Origin of the sequence: Microbispora sp. GKU 823 (genome assembly GCF_002027145.1) — a bacterium.
Taxonomy (GTDB): domain Bacteria; phylum Actinomycetota; class Actinomycetes; order Streptosporangiales; family Streptosporangiaceae; genus Microbispora; species Microbispora siamensis.
The window spans coordinates 21,077-39,482 of sequence record NZ_MWJN01000032.1 but is presented as its reverse complement, the minus strand read 5'-3'; the positions used below and the strand labels follow the sequence as shown (position 1 = coordinate 39,482).

Genomic DNA, 18,406 nt, shown 5'->3' with positions numbered 1-18,406 from the left:
TGGGGAGAATCGGCCCAAGGACACAGTCGCGGAGGAAGAGAGGGCGAGACATGGCGGTATTGACGAGCCGCTTCGCCGACGGTCTCGCCGTGGGCGCGAACCTGGTGGAAGCGGCCGAGACGGCCGTACGCCAGGCGTTGGCCGGCCTGTCGGGTCCGCCAGACCTGGTGTGCTTCTTCATCTGTGGGGACGATCCCGACGACGTGGCCAGTGCGGGCCGGCGGGCGATGTCCGTCGCGTCCGGAGCCGACGTGATCGGCTGCAGCGCGACCGGCGTCATCGGGCACGGCCAGGGTGTGGAGCTGACCCCGGCCGTGAGCGCGTGGGCGGCCTCCCTCGGCGGCGCCAGGATCGACACCTTCGCCCTGGAGACGCTCCGCACGGAGGACAGGTTCGTGGTCGTGGGGCTGCCCGAGCGCGTCCCCGACGACCGGGCGGCGATCCTGCTCGCCGACCCCTACAGCTTCCCCACCGACGCGTTCATCGAGCACTCGCACGAGGTGCTGGGCAGCCTGCCGATCGTCGGCGGCCTGGCCAACGGGCTCCAGGGCCGTGGCTCCGTACGGCTGTTCGCCAACGGAGAGGTCCACGACTCCGGCGCGATCGGAGTGATCATCGGTGGTGCGGTGAACATCGGCACGGTCGTCAGCCAGGGCTGCCGGCCGATCGGGCCGTCCATGGTCGTCACGCGGGCCGAGGACAACGTGCTGCTGGAACTCGCGGGCCAGCCTGCTCTTGCCCGCCTGGAGGACATCGTCAGCGCCCTCGACGAGGAGGACCGCGACCTGGTGGCCGCCGGCTTACAGATCGGCATCGCGATGGACGAGTACGCCGAGCGCCACGAGCGCGGCGACTTCCTGATCCGGGGGGTCATCGGCATCGATCCCGAACGCGAGGCGGTGGCCGTCGGCGACGTGATCGAGATCGGCAGGACGGTGCGGTTCCAGGTCAGGGATGCCGACGCCGCCGACGAGGACCTCTACGAACTGCTCGACGCCCACCTGCACCAGCACTCCGGCCGGGTCGAGGGGGCCCTGCTGTTCTCCTGCAACGGCCGGGGCTCGGGCATGTTCGGCTCGGCCGACCACGACGCGCTCGCCGTACGCGAGACGCTGGGGCCCATCGGGGTGGCGGGGTTCTTCGCCGCGGGCGAGGTCGGGCCGGTCGGCGGGCACAACCACGTCCACGGCTTCACCGCGTCGCTGCTCGTCTTCTCCAGCGGCACGGGATTCTCCAGTGGCACGGGCCTGTCCACCGGCACCGGAGCGGGCGCGTGAGCGATCTCACGTTGGCCGTCGACATCGGCGGCACGAAGTTCGCGGCGGGCCTGGTGGAGCCGGACGGGCAGGTGGTGGCCGCAGAACGGGTCGCCACCCCGCAGGGCGCCGACGCCGAGACGCTCTGGGGGACGCTGACCGCCCTGCTCGACCGGCTGGACGTGCCCGCCGCCCTCGCCGGGGTGGGTATCGGCTGCGGCGGCCCGATGACCTGGCCGGAGGGGGAGGTGTCGCCGCTCAACATGGGCGGCTGGCGCGGCTTTCCCCTGCGCGCGAGGCTGGCCGCGCGCTTTCCCGGCGTCCCGGTCCGCATCCACAACGACGCGATCTGCCTGGCCGTCGCCGAGCACTGGCGCGGCGCCGGGCGGGGGAGCGCGGCCATGCTGGGGATGGTCGTGTCGACCGGGGTCGGCGGCGGGCTGATCCTCGGCGGCAGGCTCATCGACGGCGGGACGGGCAACGCGGGTCACATCGGCCACGTGGTGGTCGACCCCGAGGGCCCGCCGTGCGGGTGCGGCGGCAACGGCTGCCTGGAGGCGATCGCCCGCGGCCCCGGCCTCGCGGCCTGGGCGCTCGCGCAGGGCTGGTCTCCGGGCGATGCCGTCACCGAAGGTGACCTCTACCGGGACGCTCCCGGGGACCCCCACCGGGATGCTCCCGGGGAGCTCTACCGGGAGGAGGGGACGGCCACCGCGCGCAGGCTGGCCGCGGACGCCGCCGCGGGCGACCCGATCGCGCTGGCCGCGATGGCGCGGGCCGGGCGCGCCCTGGGCATCGCGATCGCCTCGGCCGTCAACCTGTGCGACCTCGACCTCGTGACCGTGGGCGGCGGGCTCAGCCAGGCGGGCGACCTGCTGTTCCGCCCCCTGGAGGAGGCCTTGCGCGAGCACACCCGGATGGGGTTCGCCGGGCGGGTGCGGGTCGTGCCCGCCGCGCTCGGCCAGGACGCCGGTCTCGTCGGCGCCGCCGCCCTCGTGATCGCCGGAGGCGATTACTGGTCGCCCGGCCTCTGAGGGCGTGTCGCTCCCCGGAACCTGTGATGATTGGCACATGGCTGTCCCACAGGTGACGTACGACGACGTCGTCGCCGCGCGCGAGTTGCTGTCGGAAGTGGCGGCGCTGACGCCCGTCCTGCACTCACGGGTGCTTTCCGAGATCGTCGGCGGCTCGGTGCACCTCAAATGCGAGAACCTCCAGCGGGCCGGGTCGTTCAAGGTCCGCGGGGCGTACGTGCGGATCGCGCGCCTGAGCGAGGAGGAGCGGGCCAGGGGCGTGGTGGCGGCCAGCGCGGGCAACCACGCGCAGGGCGTGGCGCTGGGCTCGTCGTTGGTCGGGGCCAAGTCGACCGTCTACATGCCCGAGGGCGCGCCGCTGCCGAAGGTGGAGGCCACCCGGGCGTACGGCGCGGACGTGGTCTTCGCGGGGCACACCGTCGACGAGGCCCTGCTGGCGGCCAGGGAGCACGCGGACCGGACCGGCGCGGTGTTCATCCACCCGTTCGACCACCCCGACGTGGTCGCGGGGCAGGGCACGGTCGGCCTGGAGATCCTGGAGCAGCTTCCCGGCACGGCCACGATCGTGCTGCCCATCGGCGGCGGCGGTCTCGCGGCGGGGGTCGCGCTCGCCGTGAAGTCCCAGCGCCCGGGGATCAAGGTGGTGGGGGTGCAGGCCGAGCGCGCCGCGGCCTACCCCGACTCGCTGGCCGCGGGCCGCCCGGTCATGGTCGAGCCCACGTCCACGATGGCGGACGGCATCGCGGTCGGGCGGCCGGGCGAGCTGCCGTTCGAGCTGATCCACTACCTGGTGGACAGCGTCGTGACGGTCTCGGAGGAGTCGCTGTCGCGGGCCCTGCTGCTGTGCCTCGAACGCTCGAAGCTGCTGGTGGAGCCGGCCGGAGTGGCGGGGGTCGCCGCGCTGCTCGACCAGCCGCACGCGTTCGAGCCGCCGGTGGTCGTCGTGCTGTCCGGCGGCAACATCGACCCGCTGCTGCTGGCCAGGGTGCTGCGGCACGGCCTGGCGGCGGCGGGCCGCTACCTCGCCTTCCGCATCCGGCTGACCGACCGTCCCGGGGCGCTGGCCGCGCTGCTGGCCCGGCTGGCGGACCTCGGGGCCAACGTGCTCGACGTGGTGCACGAGCGGTTCGGCTCCCGGCTGCACCTGGAGGAGGCCGAGGTCCTGCTGCAACTGGAGACCCGCGGCCCCGCGCACTGCGACGAGGTGCTGAGCGCGCTGCGGCGGGATGGCTACAAGCTGCTGTTCTCCTGAGCCTCTCCTGGGCTGACCGGGCCTTGTGGGGTCCCCCGGTGTGGACGGTCAGGTGATCGGGGCGGGACGCTTCGGCTGGAACAGCCAGTCGTCGAACAGCCCCGTGAGGTTCTTGCCCGACACGCGCTCGGCCAGCGCGATGAACTCCTGCGTCGTGACGTTGCCGTACCTGTGGGCGTCGGTCCACGCCCTGATCAGCGGGAAGAACTTGTCGTCGCCGATCTCCCGGCGCAGGGCGTGCAGCGTCATCGCGCCGCGGGTGTAGACGGCGGAGCTGAACAGGTCGTCGGCGCGGGCCGCGCCCGGAGGGTAGGCCCACATCGCATCCCCCGCGTTCGCGTAGTAGCGCTTGAAAGCCGAATCGGCCGTGTACTGGCCGGTGTGCTCCGCCCACAGCCATTCGGCGTACGTCGCGAAGCCCTCGTTCAGCCACAGGTCCCGCCAGCGCCCGATGCTCAGGCTGTCGCCGAACCACTGGTGCGCGAGCTCGTGCGCGATGATCGTGGGCTCGGGGGAGAAGCCGCCGTAGATGGGCTTGGTCTGGTTCTCCAGCGCGTACCCGGCCGCGTAGTCGTCGATCACGCCGCCGGTCGAGGAGAAGGGGTACGGCCCGAAGACGGTCGACCAGTAGTCGGTGATCTTCCCCGTCTGCGTGAGGAGCTGGTCGAGCGAGCCGCGGAAGGAGTCGGCGACGGCGACGTAGATCGGCAGTCCCTTGTCGCTCGTGCCGGTGCGGACCTGGAACTTCCCGGTCGTCATCGTGGCGAGGTAGCTCGCCATCGGGTGCTTCTCCCGCCAGACGAAGGTCGTCTTGCCCCCCTTGGTCTGCGGCGTCCCCGCCATCTCGCCGTTGGCGATCGCGGTCAGCCCCTCGGGGACGGAGATCTGGAAGTCGTAGGTCGCCTTGTCCGACGGGTGGTCGTTCGACGGGAACCAGGTCTTCGCGCCGTTCGGCTCACACGTGACGAACGCCCCGTCCGCCGTGGAGATGAAGCCGTACTCGCCGAGGTTGGCGGAGTCGCGCATCGGTTCGGGCACGCCCGAGTAGTCGACCGTCACCGCGAACCGGTCGCCGTTCGAGATCCGCCGGCCCGGCTGGATCACGAGCTCGTCCTGGCTGCGGCTGAACGAGGCCGCTCCGCCGTCCACCGTCACCCGGCTCACCGTGAGCCCGTGCAGGTCCAGGTCGAACGACGTCAGGTCCTGTGCGGCCTTCGCCTCGATCGTGGCGCTGCCCGCGAGCTTCCTGGACGACGGGTCGTACGACAGGCGCAGGTCGTAGTGCTGGACGTCGTAGCCGCCGTTGCCGTCACTGGGGAAGTCGGGGTCGCCGATCCCCGGGGCGCCGGTGGTGCCCCTCGACGCGCCCGCACCCGGCGATGCCGGAGCGGCCGCCACGTGGGACGGCACGACCGCGCCCTCGGACGGCGCGCAGGCGGTGGCGGCCCCCATGGCCACGGCGCAGATCAGGGCGGAGACCGACCTGACGGCCCGCACGCCGGTCGGCGTCGTGGTCGTCACTGAGAACGGAGGAAGACGGTGCGTGGACATATGTCTGGCAACTCTACGCGAGGCCGTGGCGTGGTCCGGGTAGTGACTCCGGACGTTTTCCCTGCTCGCGGGGGTCGCCGCGGGTCCGCGGGCCGTGCGGGCCAGGTGTCCGTCGCCCGCCGGGCGCGCGGGTCAGGCGTCCACGACGAGCGTACGGGCCGCCTTGTCGTGCAGGGCCTGCTTCCTGCGGTCGAACAGGATCCACGCGAGGTTCACCAGCCCGAGGCAGCACAGCCAGCCCAGCACGATCTCCACCGCCTGCCGCACCGCGATCGGCCCGGGGCCGGCCGGCTCCCCGGTCTCCCGCACGACGCGCATGCCGAACAGCCTCTTGCCCACGGTCTGGCCGTTCCAGAACGACTGGAGCAGCCAGTAGTAGAGGAACCCGATCACTCCCATGAGAAGTCCGTTGCCGACCGGGACCCGCGCCACCGCCCCCGCCGTGCTGTCGTACACGACCCTCCAGTTGTCCCAGGTGAGCGGTGAGGTGACGAGTCCGACGAGCGCGGCGTCCGCGATCCCGGCGAACAGGCGGCGCCAGCGGCCGGCGAGCCGCGGCGCCGTCTGCCCGAAGGGCGGGGGCGTCCAGGGAATCCTCGGTTCCTCGTACGGGTTTCCCGGAGGCGGCGGTGTTCCCATGGCTGAATGGTCACCCCGCCGCCCTTCGGTCAAAGCCGGGCACGCGCAAAGGGTGGGTCAGAGGGTGCCGCGGCGCTCCTGCTCGCGCTCGATGGCCTCGAAGAGCGCCTTGAAGTTGCCCTTGCCGAAGCCGAGGGACCCGTGACGCTCGATGAGCTCGAAGAAGACGGTCGGGCGGTCCACCACCGGCTTGGTGAAGATCTGCAGAAGATAGCCGTCCTCGTCGCGGTCCACGAGGATGCGGCGCTTCTTCAGCTCCTCGACCGGCACGCGGACCTCGCCGATGCGGGAGCGCAGCTCCGGGTCGTCGTAGTAGGAGTCGGGCGTGTCGAGGAACTCGATCCCCGCCGCGCGCATGGCGTCGACCGTCGTGACGATGTCGTTGGTGGCCAGCGCGATGTGCTGCACGCCGGGGCCGCCGTAGAACTCCAGGAACTCCTCGATCTGGGACTTCTTCTTGCCCTCCGCGGGCTCGTTCAGCGGGAACTTGACCTTGCGGGTGCCGTCCGCGACGACCTTGGACATGAGCGCCGAGTATTCGGTGGCGATGTCGTCGCCGATGAACTCCGCCATCTTGGTGAAGCCCATGACCTTCTCATAGAACTCCACCCACTCCTCCATGCGCTCGACGTTGCCGACGCAGTGGTCGATCGCCTGGAAGAGCCGGCCGTTCTTCACCGCGGGCGGCGCGACGACGGGCTCGGCCGCGACGTATCCCGGCAGGTAGGGGCCGGTGTAGTTGGACCTGTCGACCAGCGTGTGCCGGGTCTCGCCGTAGGTCGCGATGGCCGCGACCACGACCTTGCCGTGGTCGTCCTCGACCACGTGGGGCTCCTCCAGCCCCCGGGCCCCCTGCGCCAGCGCGTGACGGTAGGCCGCTTCCACATCCGGCACGTCCAGCGCGAGGTCGATGACGCCGTCGCCGTGCTCGGCCACGTGACGCGCGAGCGGCGTGCCCGCGCGTACGGCTCCGCGCAGCTCGAACCGGGCCGAGCCCGACACGAGGACGTACGCGACCTCCTCGCGGCTGCCCGTCTCCGGCCCCCGGTAGGCCACCAGGCGCATCCCGAAGGCGGTCGAGTAGTAGTGGGCGGCCTGCTTCGCGTTGCCGACCGCGAAGACCACCGCGTCCATGCCGTGAACCGGAAAGACATCGTTCATGCCTCAACTGTCGATTGGCGTGGCCAATTTGCGCAACAGTGAGTTGATTCGGTGGACAATGTGCTCAATCTTCGCCTCGTACAAGGGGAAACCGTTATGACGATTGACCACCTCGACGCCCGGCTCGTCGCCCTGCTGGCCGCCGAGCCCAGGATCGGCGTGCTCGAGTGCTCCCGAAGGCTGAACGTCGCCCGGGGAACGGTGCAGGCCCGGCTCGATCGCATGGCCGCGAAGGGGGTCATCACCGGCTACGGCCCGGACATCGATCCGGCCGCGCTCGGCTTCGACGTGACGGCGTTCGTGACGTTGCACATCAGGCAGGTCGCGGGGCACGTGCCGGTGGCCGACCAACTCGCGCTCATCCCCGAGGTCCTGGAGGTCCACACGATCACCGGCGGGGGAGACATGCTCTGCCGCGTGGTCGCCCGCAGCAACGCCGACCTCCAGCGCGTCATCGACCTGATCGTGGACGTGCAGGGCGTCGTACGGACCGAATCGGTGATCGCGCTCGACACGCCGGTGCCGTACCGGACCCTCCCGCTCGTCCGTGCCGCCGGGGGCTGACACCGGTTTTCCACAGTGCCCTTGCGAGGGACAGGCTTTTCCACAGACGTCGCGGGAAGTGCCGGACCATCGATGGCCATCGTTTACCGTGGTTCCATCCGCCCAGCTCAGAGGGCACAAATGGGCGTAGCGGGGGTATCGGACTTATCGGGGGTCACAGCGTGGACAGCGCCGAAGAGGGCCCGCTCGGGGAGGGCGCCGCGGATCCGCGGGCGCCACTCGGCGGCCCGAACGGGGGAGGAGGCGGCGGGGACGGCGGCGCGCCGAAGCCTCGCCGGCGAAGACGGCTGCCGCGTGTCCTCCTCGCGAGCCTGGGCGCCGGAATCGTCGGGCTCGTCGTGTTCCTCGCCGTGGTGTGGGCGCTGACCCCCATCCCGGACAGCACCCAGGAACTGGCGACGGCCCAGGGCTCGGTGATCTACTACCGGGACGGCAGGACGGTCCTCGCCACCGAGGGCGTCAACCGCAAGAACGTGCCGCTCACACAGGTCCCCCAGGTCGTCAGAAGCGCGGTCATCGCGGCGGAGAACCGGACGTTCTACCAGGACCAGGGCGTCTCCCTGTCCGGTACGGCCCGCGCCGTGTGGTCGACGGTCACCGGGCGCCAGCTCCAGGGCGGCTCGACGATCACCCAGCAGATGGTCCGCAACTACTACAGCGGCCTCGGTCAGGAACGCTCCATCGGGCGCAAGCTCAAGGAGATCATGATCGCGCTGAAGGTGGATCGTTCCAAGCCGAAAGACTGGGTGCTGGAGCGCTACCTGAACACCATCTACTTCGGCCGCGGGGCGTACGGCATCCAGGCCGCCGCGCGGGCCTACTTCGACAAGGACGTGCAGAACCTGACGGCGGCCGAGGGCGCCTACCTCGCCGCCGTGATCCAGCAGCCCACCCGGTTCGCCAACCCGACCGGGGACGCGCTCGACGCGGTGAGGGCCAGATGGTTGTCGGTGATCCGGGGCATGCGCGAGACCGGCGCGATCAGCCGTGAAGAGGCCGACGCCCAGGTGTTCCCCACACTGGCCAAGCAGCGGGCGCCGCTGTCCCTCGGCGGTCAGAACGGCTACATGCTGGCGCAGGTGCGCGCCGAGCTGAACCGGCTCGGCTACACCGACGAGGACATCAACCACGGCGGCCTGAAGGTCACCACGACGTTCGACAAGAAGCTGATGGCGCAGGCCCAGCAGGCGGTCAAGTCGGTCCTGCCGGACGACACCCCCAAGAAGGTCCGCACCGGCCTGGCGGCCGTCGATCCCGAGACCGGCGAGGTCGTCGCCTTCTACGGCGGCCGTTACGAGACCAACCAGTACGACAACGCCTTCTCCGCCAAGGTCCAGGCCGGCTCGACCTTCAAGCCCTACACGCTGGCCGCCGCGCTCGAAGCCGGATACGGGCTCGACACGCTGGTCTACGGCAACTCCCCCATCCGTATCGGCTCCGCCGACATCCCCAACTCGGGCGGCAAGTCGTACGGGCAGGCGATCACCCTGCTCCAGGCGACGCAGTTCTCGGTCAACACCGCCTTCGTGGACCTCGGGCAGCGGATCGGCCTCGACAAGGTCGTCGCGGCGGCGCGGGCCGCCGGGATCCCCGCGGCGCAACTCACCCCACACCAGAGCGCCGCCACGTTGCCTCTCGGCGTGGCCTCGGTGAGCGCCGTGCAGCAGGCCTCCGGGTTCGCCACCTTCGCCGCGGGAGGCATCCACCATGAGCCGCACGTGATCCGGGCGGTCACCGACAGCACCGGACTCACCCGGAAGTTCGCCCCGGCCGGCACCCGGGCCTTCAGCGAGAACACCGCCGCCGACACGACGTACGCGCTGGAGCAGGTGGTGCGCAGCGGCACCGGCACCGCCGCGCGGCTGTGGGACCGCCCGGTGGCGGGCAAGACCGGCACCACCGACGAGTCGGCGGCCGTCTGGTTCTCCGGCTACGTCCCCCAGCTGGCCGTCGCGGTCGACATGTTCCGCGATGACAACAAGCCGGTGACCGTCCCCGGCTACGGAGAGTTGTACGGGGGCACGCTGCCCGCCGAGATCTGGAAGACCTTCATGAGCACCGCCATGGAGGGCAAGCCGGTCCGGGAGTTCCCCGACCCGGTCACGTGGAACCCCTACTACTGGGACACCTACGGCATGGCGATGCCTCAGCAGAGCGGGGCCCCCACGGCCTATCCGTCGGGACCGGCCGGGTCGCCCATGCGTACGGGCCGGGTGACGGGACGACCGTGCCCGGCCCCGACATGCCCGGCGTGCCCGGCGGGCCCGCAGGTGCGGACGAGGAGCAGCAGGGCGCGAGCGGCCAGGACGGCGAGGCCGGCCCGAGAGGCGGCGCGAACGGCATCGGCGACACGACCGGCCCGACCGGCCCGACCGGCACGGGGCGTGCCCGCGACACGGGTGCCGCGGACCCCGCCACCCGCGCCGCCACCGGGACGGGAACCACCAGATCCGACGCGGGCACCAGACGGTCCGGCCAGACCGACCCGGGCACGCGGCGAACCGGCCAGACGGGCCAGACCGGTCAGGCTGCTCAGAACGGGCAGGCCGGCCAGACTGGTCAGAACGGTGAGGCCGGCCCGGTCACGCAGATCCCCGGGCCGCAGCTCCCGGTCGCCCAGGTTCCCGCCCGCTGACGGTCCGGCCCGGCATCCCAGCGGCGGGCGACTGACGCGCGAAGACGCTGTGGGGGTCGTGGCGGCGCTTGACGTCACAAAGGCGGTCCGGCACGGCCGGAGTGAGGGCGCCGGACACGCTCTCCCGGGGGTTGAGGAAGGTGAAGGGCTTGCCCCGTCCGCGCCTTCGTCCGGGCGGCCGTCGATCTGGTCGGCCGCCACGCCTGATCTGCCGCTTCTCTTGGGTGCGTTCTATTGGGCGAGTTCGGCGCGCAGCTCCGCGGGGGTGGTGACCGGCGCCCGGCAGGTGAACCGCCGGCACACATAAGCCGCAGGCGACCCGTCGACCATGCCTCGCCCTTCGAGTAGCGGCACGTCCACCGGCGCGGCGCCGAGTTGTCCCGTGCCCAGCGCGACGACCAGTCCCGGCGTGCCGGACATGAGGGCCGCCCTGTGCAGCGCGCGGGTGCGGGCGTCGTCGGCCGGGCCGACGATCGCCACCTCGGCGGGGCCGTGCAGCGCCGCCTCCGCAACCGCGAGACCCCATCCGGCGAACCGGGCGTACCGCTCCGCCAGCGCGGAGACCGTGCCCAGCGCCGCCTCGGCCGCCTCCCGGTGCCGGGCCGAACCGGTGAGCGCGGCGTACGACAGCAGCGCCCCCGCCGCCGCGAACTGGCCCGAGGGCGTCGCGTTGTCGGTCGGGTCCTGGGGCCGCTGGAACAGCCGCTCGCCGTCGTCGGGGGCGTCGTAGAACCCCCCCGACCCGTCGGGGAACCTCGTCAGCACGGTCTCCAGCAGGTCTCCGGCCCGCTGGAACCACCGGCTCTCGCCGGTGACGCCGTAGAGGGCGAGGAAGCCCTCGGCCGTGCCGGCGTAGTCCTCCAGCATGCCGGCGTTGGCCCCCGCCCGGCCGTCACGGGAGGTCCGCAGCAGCCGGGCCGGGTCGCGGCTCACCGTGTGCAGTTCGTCGAGCAGCACGGCCGCCTCGCGTGCGGCCTCGATCAGGTCCGGACGGTCGAAGAGCGCGCCCGCCTCGGCCAGGGCGGCGATCGCGAGCCCGTTCCAGGAGGCCACGATCTTGTCGTCCCGGCCGGGTCGTGGCCGTCGCTCCCGTGCGGCGCGCAGGGCCGTACGCACCCGGTCGAACCGGGCCGGGTCGTCGGGGTCGGCGAGAAGCTGGAGCACCGACGTGCCGTGCTCGAACGTGCCGGTCACCTCGAACACCGAGGCCGCCCAGGCTCCGTCGTCCTCCCCGAGGACCTCGCGGAGCTGTTCGGGGGTCCAGACGTAGAACAACCCCTCGCCGTGGGTGCCGTCCGGTCCCTCGCTGTCGGCGTCGAGGGCCGAGGCGAACGCGCCCTCGGGGGTGCGCATCTCCCGCAGCAGCCATTCGGCGGTCTCCAGGACCACCCGCCTGGCCAGGACCGAGCCGGTCGAGCGCCACCAGTGGGCGTAGACCCGCAGCAGCAGCGCGTTGTCGTAGAGCATCTTCTCGAAGTGCGGCACGACCCAGTCCGCGTCCACCGAGTAGCGGGCGAAGCCCCCGCCGAGCTGGTCGTACATGCCGCCCCTGGCCATCGCCTCCATGGTCGTCTCCGCCATGGCCACGGCATCCCGAGTGCCGTGCCGCAGCAGGAACTCCAGGACCATGGACGGCGGGAACTTCGGCGCCCCGCCGAACCCGCCCCGCCGCTCGTCGAAGATCTCCGCGAGGTTCCGTACGGCGAGATCGAGGGTCTCGGCGGTGGGCAGCGGGCCCGAGGGCGCCCTGTGCGCTCGGTGAGCGCCTCCACCACCTTCTCTCCCTGGGCCAGGACGCCCTCCCGGTCCTGCCGCCAGGCCTGCGAGACGGCGTGCAGCAGCCGCTGGAAGTGCGACCGGGGGAAGTAGGTGCCGGCGTAGAACGGGTGTCCGTCGGGGGTGGCGAAGACCGTCATCGGCCAGCCGCCCTGCCCGGTCATCGCCTGGACCGCGCCCATGTAGACGGCGTCCACGTCGGGCCGCTCCTCGCGGTCCACCTTGACGTTGACGAACAACTCGTTCATCAGCCGCGCGGTGGCCTCGTCCTCGAACGACTCGTGTGCCATCACATGACACCAGTGACACGCCGAATAGCCCACGCTGATCAGCAGGGGGACGTCACGCCCGCGCGCCTCCGCGAACGCCTCCTCGCCCCAGGGGAACCAGTCCACCGGGTTGTCCGCATGTTGCAGGAGGTAGGGAGAGGTCTCGCCACCCAGCCGATTCATAAGCCCAGCCTCTCACACCGTCTGTTCTCCCGGACGGGGCCCGAACACCGTGATGATCACATGATTCGAGCCGAGCGCGATGAGCCGACCACTGATGATCGGCGGGTGATCGACGCGGACCGGCCGCTATGGACGCAGTTCCAGGGAGATGTGGGGGGACAGCGCGCGGAGGAAGTCGAGAGCGTCGAAGATCTCACCGGCGGAGGCGACGCCGGTGGTCCTGGTCCGCCCGGTGAGTATGCGGTCGACCGCCTCCACCGCGAGCGGCGCGGTGATGGCGTAGATGTCCTGGCCGCTCGCCACGGCGCGCCTCTCGTCGCCGCCGGAGCGCACGACGACGTCGACGAGGAAGGTCTGCGCGGACCGCCCACGCTCGTCCACCGGGGCCGGCGTCGGCGTGTCCGGGTCCGACAGGTCCCTTGCCGCCTCGACCGTCATGTAGGTGCGCACGTCGGGGATGGACAGGTGGCTGGGAATGGTGACGACGTCAGCCATCGTGAACTCCCCGATGACGGCCCGCGGCCCCATCGGCTCGGGGAACGGCCACTCCAGGGTCGGCGCCTTGTCATCGCGGTACTCCAGCCGGCCGTTCGCGTAACGGACGCGCCGGCCACCCCGCCGCTGCCCGGAGACCACGCCGGAGGCACGTGTCCCGGCGGTCGGGTGCCAACCGCTCAGCCCGTACGCGACGTGCGCCTCGTCGGCCGCCGTCCAGTCGCCCATCGCGGCGGTGGCCAGCAGGTCGCCGAAACCGCCGTAGAAGGCCATCGCAGGGACGATCACCGCTCCCGCTGCCCGGGCGCGGTCCGCGAAGTGCGCGAACGTGTCCACGTTGGCCTCGATCTCGGCCGCCACGTCCACGTACGGGATCCCGGTGCGCAGCGCCGCCTCGATCACGGGGGCGGCGTCGCGGCGAAGGGCCCGGCACAGTTGACCACGGCCGCCGCGCCGGCCAGCGCGCGGTCGAGCGAGGCCGGGTCGTCGACCGACGCCGGGCGGGCCTCCAGCCCGGACTCGTACGCCAGCGTCTTCAGCCTGTCGGCGTCGCGCCCGGACAGAACCGGAACGAACCCGCGATCCCGCAGCTGTGCCACCACAAAGCGCCCGGTGTGCCCGTACGCGCCGAACACCGCCACCGTGAGGCCCGATCCCATCGGTTCTCCTTCTCCTCGAACGTCTTGCTGTCGTGGACATCCTGACGAGGAGAGGGTGTACGGCACGAGTGTCCGGAACGCCATTACCCGTACAATTCCGGACATGAGCACTGTGGCGCTGGCCGTCACCGACGGAATGCTGCACTTCGAGCTGTCGCTGGCGTACGAGGTCTTCGGGACCCACCCGACCGGCGCGGCCGATCCCTGGTACAGCTTCGTCGTCTGCGGGCCCGGCGCGGTGCGGGCCGGCCGGTTCCTGCTGGAGCCCGACCACGGCCTCGACCGGCTCCGGCGCGCCGACACGGTGATCGTCCCGGGCTGGGCCGACGTCGATGTCGATCCACCCGCCGACCTGGTCGACGCGGTGCGCGCGGCCCACGAGGCAGGCGCACGCGTGGCCTCCCTCTGCACGGGCGCCTTCGTGCTGGCCGCCGCCGGCCTGCTGGACGGGAAGCGCGCGACCACGCACTGGGCGCACACCCGGGACCTGGCCACCCGCTTCCCCCAGGTGGAAGTCGACCCGGACGTCCTGTACGTGGACAACGGCAGCGTGCTCACCTCCGCGGGCAAGGCCGCGGCCATGGACCTGTGCCTGCACCTCGTCCGCCTCGACCACGGCTCCTCGATGGCCAACACGGTCGCCCGCCGCCTGGTCGTGCCGCCGCACCGGGACGGCGGCCAGGCCCAGTTCGTCACCACACCGGTGCCCGCCCCGGACAACCACCCGCTCGCCGAACTGTTCCCCTGGGTGATGGAACGGCTTGACCATCCGCTGACCGTGGAGGACCTGGCCCGCCAGGCGCGGATGAGCTCGCGCAATCTGGGCCGCCACTTCAGGTCGGTGACCGGCACGACCCCGCTGCAGTGGCTGCTGACGCAGCGGATCCGCCACGCCCAGGAGTTGCTGGAGACCACCGACGACAGCATCGACGCCATAGCGGCGGCCACCGGCATGGGCACCGCCACGACGCTGCGGCGGCACTTCAACCGCACGGTCGGTGTGCCACCGGACACCTACCGCCGCACCTTCCGCTCCCGGACCCGCCCCGGCCAGGACGGGCTGTCACGTCCGGAGGAACGCATGGGGGACCGTGGGGATGTTTTCCGGCCCGTCCCGGCGTAGGCTCACAGGACGTGGGCTTGGATCTGGACTTCGCTATCAGGCATTCGGGACGCCCGGCGGCCGCCATGACGCGGCGCGACGTCGCACGGGTGCTGCTGGCCGTGCCGTCCGGACAGGCCCTGGTCGCCCTTCCCGACCTGCGGCGGCAGTTGCTCGCGGCGGGCAACCCGCTGTCGCCCAGGTTCTGGGAGTCGGCCAAGGCCGTGCTGATGAGCATCGAGTCCGGCGTGGCGACGGTGGGCGACGTGCAGCGCTGGCTGGAGTCCAGCGGGACCGAGCCGATCATGCTCACCCGCAGCTACTTCCTGTGGCCCGAGGAGAGCGAGCGCGGCCCGGTGGCCACCGAGATGTACGAGCGGCTGGTCGAGTTCCTGGAGGAGCGGCTGGCGGCCGGGGAGATCGACGCGGACGCGCTGGCCGCCGGGGATCCCGACGCCCGGCACGCCTACGAGGAGCTCCAGGAGCGCTGGCTCGGCACCCCGCTGCCGGACGGCCGGGTGCCCAACGTCGTGGTCAACGACGAGCAGGACCAGGAGCTGTACGCCGCCTGGGACGAGGAGGAGGCGTTCGCGCTGAGCGAGCTGCGGCGGGTGCTCGACGACCTGCCGGAGCCGCCCTTCCCCGAGGAGGATCTCCGCTCGGCCGCCCGGCGGCTGCGCGTGACGCTGACCCGGCCCGGCTACCCGGGCAACGTGCTACGCGCCTGCGCCGGGCTGGAGGACGGCGATCTGCCCGAACGGGACGAGGATTTGTGGCTCACCGTCGCCGCCGGGATCGCCGCGCCGATCTCCGACCTGCCGGACGAGGAGGACGCCGCCCGGTTCTTCGACATGGAGGGCGAGCTCAGCCACGAGGACTCGATACTGGCCTCGTTGTGCGCCATCCACCACGCCGACTGGCTCGCGTCGGTGATCGCCCTGGTCCGGTACGGCCCGGGGGTGCTCGCCTCGCCCGAGCGGATCGCCCGGTTCATCGCGGACTCCGAGGACGTCGACATGGACCCGGACGAGCCGGAGGACCTGGAGGCGACGGAGATGCTGTTCACGGCGGTGACACCGCTGTGGGCGCACCTCGGCATCGTGGACCGGGCCGAGGTGCTGACCCCGCTGGGCTGGTGGGGCCTGCCGAAGGCGCTGGAACGCGCCTGGTCCTCAGGCCCCGCACTGCCCGACTGAGCCGCCCGATTGAGCCCCCGAACCGAGGGGATCACCCGGGCGTGTCGACCAGGCCCCGGTAGTCGTCGTCCACCAGATCGCGGTATTCCGGATGCCGCTGGATGTACCAGGCGACGAACGAGCACAGCGGCACGACCCGAAGGCCGGCCGCCCGTGCTCCGTCGAGGGCCCCGCCCACCAGCCTGCTGCCGAGGCCGCGGCCCTCGAACTCGTCACGCACCTCGGTATGCGGGAAGACCATCGAGCCGCCCCGCAGCCGGTACTGCGCGAACCCGGCGACCACCCCGTCGACGACGATCTCGTAACGCGACGCGGCGGGGTTGTCGACGACCCGGGCGTCCGCGCTCACGCCTCGGGCCCGTTCCCGCGCCGTTCGTCCTCGCGCTCGTCGTGCGGCACCTGGATCTTCCTCATCTGCTTGTTCATGTTCTTCAGAAGGAAGAACAGGGCCAAACCGATCGCGGCGACGACGAGAAAGCCCAGGAGACCCGGCCCGTAGCTGGTTGCATCCACGCCTTCAGCTTACGAGCAGGCAGGGGTGACCTCCGCGGCGATCCCCGCGAACAGGTCGTCCTCCGGCAATGTGGTGTCCACGAGCGACCGCGCGAGGTGGTAGTCCTCGGTCGGCCAGATCTCCTCCTGCAGCTCACGCGGGCAGACGAACCAGAACCCGTCCGGGTCCACCTGGGTGGCGTGCGCGAGCAGGGCGAGATCGCGGACCTCGAAGTACTCCGCGCACGGGACCTTGGTGGTCACGTCCCACTTCTGCGGCCGGTCCTCCCACCGCGCGATCCAGTCGGCGTACGGCGAGCCCATGCCGCGCTCGGTCATGGCGTTGTGCAGCGCCTCGAACCGCTCCCGGGTGAAGCCCATGTGGTAGTAGAGCTTCAGCGGCTGCCACGGCTCGCCCGTGCCGGGGTAGCGGTCGGGGTCGCCCGCCGCCTCGAACGCCTCCACCGACACCCGGTTGGTCATGATGTGGTCCGGGTGCGGGTAGCCGCCGTTGTCGTCGTACGTGAGGATCACGTGCGGCCGGAACTCCCGGACGGCGGCGACGAGCGGCGCCGACGCGACCTCGAGCGGCTGCAGCGCGAAGCACCCCTCGGGCAGCGGCTCGTTCTCGTCCTCCGGCAGTCCGGAGTCGACGAAGCCGAGGAACCGCTGCTGGACGCCGAGGATCTCGCGCGCCTTCTCCATCTCCTGGCGGCGCACCTCGCCCATGTTCTCCAGGATGTCGGGCCGGTCCATCTTGGGGTTGAGGATCGAGCCGCGTTCACCACCCGTACACGTGACGACGAGCACCTCCACGCCCTCCGCGACGTAGCGGGCCATCGTGGCGGCGCCCTTGCTCGACTCGTCGTCTGGGTGCGCGTGCACGGCCATCAGCCTCAACGGTGCACTCACGTCTCTCCTCAGGTGTCCTATGGCTACGAAAAGAGGTTAGCTTCTAAGAGACCGTGTGTTCCGGACCCGGTATGGCCCGCGTCGCGGACACGGTCGACTTGTGCGGACGATCGTCTCGCACAACACCGACAATCCTCAGGGAGATTCCGCGATGCCCACCGATGAGGCCGGCGGCCAGGGGACGCGCCCGGTGCTCGGCACGCCGGACGAGTTCGCGCCCCGCCCGGCGCGGCCCGCCAGGCTGGTGCCGTACATCGTGATCGCGCTGATCGTGGCGGTCATGGCGGGTGGCTGGGGCTACGTCATGCTCCGTGCGAACGGGAACCCCTCGGTGAGCGCCGACGTGATCACCTTCGACGCGAGCGCCACGGACTCGGCCGTCATCACCTTCACGGTGCACAAGCCGGCCGATCGGGCGGCGATGTGCCGGATCCAGGCACTCGACACCCAGCACCTGGAGGTCGGCAGCCGCGAGGTCGACATTCCCAAGGGCAGGTCGGACCTCGAGTTCACCGAGCGGCTGAGGACGAGTTCCCAGGCCACGGCAGTACATGTCGACTACTGCGATCTCGTATAGTGGAATCTTTGGGGAAGCGTTCGAAGGCGTTAACTTGACAGCCTTTCGAGTCACTTACGGAAACAAGGAGAGCCCGTGGCCGTCTCCCAGAACGACAACGTCACCTGGCTGACGCAAGAGGCGTACGACCGCCTCAAGGAGGAGTACGAGTACCTTTCGGGCCCGGGTCGCACGGACATCGCCAAGAAGATCGAAGCCGCCCGGGAAGAGGGTGACCTCAGGGAGAACGGTGGCTACCACGCCGCCAAGGACGAGCAGGGCAAGATGGAGGCCCGCATCTTCCACCTCCGGCAGATCCTGGACAACGCCAGGGTCGGTGAGGCTCCCCGCGCCGAGGGCGTCGTGGGTCCCGGCATGACCGTGACGGTCCGCTTCGACGGCGACGACGAGGAGGTCACCTTCCTGCTCGCCTCCCGCGAGGAGAGCGGCGCGCCGATCGACGTCTACTCGCCGAACTCTCCCCTCGGGTCCGCGATCAACGGCAAGAAGATCGGGGAAAAGGCGACGTACACGCTGCCCAACGGCAGGCAGAACACCGTCGAGATCCTCGAAGCCGTGCCGTACATCGGCAACTAGGTTCCACCCTTTTCGCCCCGGCCGGGAATTCCGGATTCGTTTGCGGTATTCCCGGCGTGCGGCAGTCTCGTCGTGGA

At 71.2% G+C, this 18,406-nt stretch carries 17 protein-coding genes and 1 pseudogene; 9 read left to right on the top strand and 9 right to left on the bottom strand.

What is annotated here, in order from left to right:
• Nucleotides 1-50: 50 nt before the first annotated feature.
• From B1L11_RS18685 to ilvA, 3 genes are read left to right on the top strand one after another with little or no spacing between them, the layout of a single operon-like run.
• Complete coding sequence (locus B1L11_RS18685) at nucleotides 51-1,277, top strand: FIST N-terminal domain-containing protein (protein WP_079315677.1); 1,227 nt, start codon at nucleotides 51-53, stop codon at nucleotides 1,275-1,277.
• On the top strand, nucleotides 1,274-2,290 hold the full coding sequence (locus B1L11_RS18680; protein ID WP_079315676.1) for an ROK family protein: 1,017 nt from the start codon (nucleotides 1,274-1,276) through the stop codon (nucleotides 2,288-2,290). The genes B1L11_RS18685 and B1L11_RS18680 overlap by 4 nt, the downstream gene beginning before the upstream one ends.
• 37 nt (nucleotides 2,291-2,327) lie before the next feature.
• Complete coding sequence (gene ilvA / locus B1L11_RS18675) at nucleotides 2,328-3,542, top strand: threonine ammonia-lyase (protein ID WP_143737364.1); 1,215 nt, start codon at nucleotides 2,328-2,330, stop codon at nucleotides 3,540-3,542.
• 48 nt (nucleotides 3,543-3,590) lie between these two features.
• Here the strand turns inward: ilvA and B1L11_RS18670 are convergent, their stop codons facing one another.
• The 3 genes from B1L11_RS18670 to hppD form a co-directional block, all read right to left on the bottom strand.
• A complete protein-coding gene (locus tag B1L11_RS18670) occupies nucleotides 3,591-5,063 on the bottom strand; it encodes a M1 family metallopeptidase (protein ID WP_256862677.1) in 1,473 nt (490 codons plus the stop codon).
• A 162-nt stretch (nucleotides 5,064-5,225) separates the two neighbouring features.
• Entirely contained in the window at nucleotides 5,226-5,732 is a 507-nt protein-coding gene (locus tag B1L11_RS18665; RefSeq protein ID WP_079315673.1) for an RDD family protein, read from the bottom strand.
• Nucleotides 5,733-5,789: 57 nt separating this feature from the next.
• Nucleotides 5,790-6,893 (bottom strand): 4-hydroxyphenylpyruvate dioxygenase, encoded by a 1,104-nt coding sequence (hppD, locus tag B1L11_RS18660; protein WP_079315672.1) that lies wholly within the window; start codon nucleotides 6,891-6,893, stop codon nucleotides 5,790-5,792.
• A gap of 96 nt (nucleotides 6,894-6,989) precedes the next feature.
• On the opposite strand from hppD, the gene B1L11_RS18655 reads away from it, so the two are divergent.
• Together B1L11_RS18655 and B1L11_RS18650 are read left to right on the top strand one after the other, a co-directional pair.
• Nucleotides 6,990-7,457, top strand: coding sequence for an Lrp/AsnC family transcriptional regulator (locus tag B1L11_RS18655; RefSeq protein WP_079315671.1), 468 nt, complete (start codon nucleotides 6,990-6,992; stop codon nucleotides 7,455-7,457).
• A 161-nt stretch (nucleotides 7,458-7,618) separates the two neighbouring features.
• Entirely contained in the window at nucleotides 7,619-10,399 is a 2,781-nt protein-coding gene (locus tag B1L11_RS18650; RefSeq protein ID WP_256862676.1) for a transglycosylase domain-containing protein, read from the top strand.
• Here B1L11_RS18650 and B1L11_RS18645 read toward each other — a convergent pair.
• The 3 genes and pseudogenes from B1L11_RS18645 to B1L11_RS51170 form a co-directional block, all read right to left on the bottom strand.
• Nucleotides 10,324-12,320 (bottom strand): annotated as a pseudogene (locus tag B1L11_RS18645) (thioredoxin domain-containing protein). The gene B1L11_RS18650 and the pseudogene B1L11_RS18645 overlap by 76 nt on opposite strands.
• Nucleotides 12,321-12,446: 126 nt before the next feature.
• Nucleotides 12,447-13,217 (bottom strand): saccharopine dehydrogenase, encoded by a 771-nt coding sequence (locus B1L11_RS18640; protein WP_256862675.1) that lies wholly within the window; start codon nucleotides 13,215-13,217, stop codon nucleotides 12,447-12,449.
• Nucleotides 13,214-13,474 carry an NAD(P)H-binding protein gene (locus B1L11_RS51170; RefSeq protein WP_256862674.1) on the bottom strand — a complete coding sequence of 87 codons (261 nt, stop codon included), beginning with the start codon at nucleotides 13,472-13,474 and terminating at the stop codon, nucleotides 13,214-13,216. Before B1L11_RS51170 ends, B1L11_RS18640 begins: the two co-directional genes overlap by 4 nt.
• A 103-nt stretch (nucleotides 13,475-13,577) precedes the next feature.
• Here B1L11_RS51170 and B1L11_RS18635 point away from each other — a divergent pair, with 103 nt between their 5' ends.
• Together B1L11_RS18635 and B1L11_RS18630 are read left to right on the top strand one after the other, a co-directional pair.
• Nucleotides 13,578-14,597: a helix-turn-helix domain-containing protein gene (locus tag B1L11_RS18635; protein WP_079315670.1), complete on the top strand. Its 1,020-nt coding sequence runs from the start codon at nucleotides 13,578-13,580 to the stop codon at nucleotides 14,595-14,597.
• A gap of 65 nt (nucleotides 14,598-14,662) precedes the next feature.
• A complete protein-coding gene (locus tag B1L11_RS18630) occupies nucleotides 14,663-15,772 on the top strand; it encodes a hypothetical protein (protein ID WP_179155212.1) in 1,110 nt (369 codons plus the stop codon).
• A 31-nt stretch (nucleotides 15,773-15,803) separates the two neighbouring features.
• On the opposite strand, the gene B1L11_RS18625 is transcribed toward B1L11_RS18630, so the two are convergent.
• The 3 genes from B1L11_RS18625 to mca are packed head-to-tail and all read right to left on the bottom strand — an operon-like array spanning nucleotide 15,804 to nucleotide 17,176.
• Complete coding sequence (locus tag B1L11_RS18625) at nucleotides 15,804-16,121, bottom strand: GNAT family N-acetyltransferase (protein ID WP_079315668.1); 318 nt, start codon at nucleotides 16,119-16,121, stop codon at nucleotides 15,804-15,806.
• On the bottom strand, nucleotides 16,118-16,285 hold the full coding sequence (locus tag B1L11_RS46930) for a hypothetical protein (RefSeq protein WP_179155211.1): 168 nt from the start codon (nucleotides 16,283-16,285) through the stop codon (nucleotides 16,118-16,120). Before B1L11_RS46930 ends, B1L11_RS18625 begins: the two co-directional genes overlap by 4 nt.
• Before the next feature lie 9 nt (nucleotides 16,286-16,294).
• On the bottom strand, nucleotides 16,295-17,176 hold the full coding sequence (mca, locus tag B1L11_RS18620) for a mycothiol conjugate amidase Mca (protein ID WP_079315667.1): 882 nt from the start codon (nucleotides 17,174-17,176) through the stop codon (nucleotides 16,295-16,297).
• Between the two features lie 151 nt (nucleotides 17,177-17,327).
• Between mca and B1L11_RS18615 the strand changes: the two genes are divergently transcribed.
• Nucleotides 17,328-17,753 (top strand): DUF4307 domain-containing protein, encoded by a 426-nt coding sequence (locus B1L11_RS18615; protein WP_079315711.1) that lies wholly within the window; start codon nucleotides 17,328-17,330, stop codon nucleotides 17,751-17,753.
• 75 nt (nucleotides 17,754-17,828) lie between these two features.
• Nucleotides 17,829-18,329, top strand: coding sequence for a transcription elongation factor GreA (gene greA / locus B1L11_RS18610; RefSeq protein WP_079315666.1), 501 nt, complete (start codon nucleotides 17,829-17,831; stop codon nucleotides 18,327-18,329).
• The last annotated feature ends 77 nt before the right edge of the window (nucleotides 18,330-18,406 follow it).

What these genes read in the sequence shown, in the direction of transcription:
- B1L11_RS18685 (WP_079315677.1), top strand. Translation starts at nt 51, where the DNA reads ATGGCGGTATTGACGAGCCGCTTCGCCGACGGTCTCGCCGTGGGCGCG.
- ilvA (WP_143737364.1), top strand. Translation starts at nt 2,328, where the DNA reads ATGGCTGTCCCACAGGTGACGTACGACGACGTCGTCGCCGCGCGCGAG.
- B1L11_RS18665 (WP_079315673.1), bottom strand. Translation starts at nt 5,732, where the DNA reads ATGGGAACACCGCCGCCTCCGGGAAACCCGTACGAGGAACCGAGGATT.
- hppD (WP_079315672.1), bottom strand. Translation starts at nt 6,893, where the DNA reads ATGAACGATGTCTTTCCGGTTCACGGCATGGACGCGGTGGTCTTCGCG.
- B1L11_RS18655 (WP_079315671.1), top strand. Translation starts at nt 6,990, where the DNA reads ATGACGATTGACCACCTCGACGCCCGGCTCGTCGCCCTGCTGGCCGCC.
- B1L11_RS51170 (WP_256862674.1), bottom strand. Translation starts at nt 13,474, where the DNA reads ATGGGATCGGGCCTCACGGTGGCGGTGTTCGGCGCGTACGGGCACACC.
- B1L11_RS18635 (WP_079315670.1), top strand. Translation starts at nt 13,578, where the DNA reads ATGAGCACTGTGGCGCTGGCCGTCACCGACGGAATGCTGCACTTCGAG.
- B1L11_RS18630 (WP_179155212.1), top strand. Translation starts at nt 14,663, where the DNA reads ATGACGCGGCGCGACGTCGCACGGGTGCTGCTGGCCGTGCCGTCCGGA.
- B1L11_RS18615 (WP_079315711.1), top strand. Translation starts at nt 17,328, where the DNA reads ATGCCCACCGATGAGGCCGGCGGCCAGGGGACGCGCCCGGTGCTCGGC.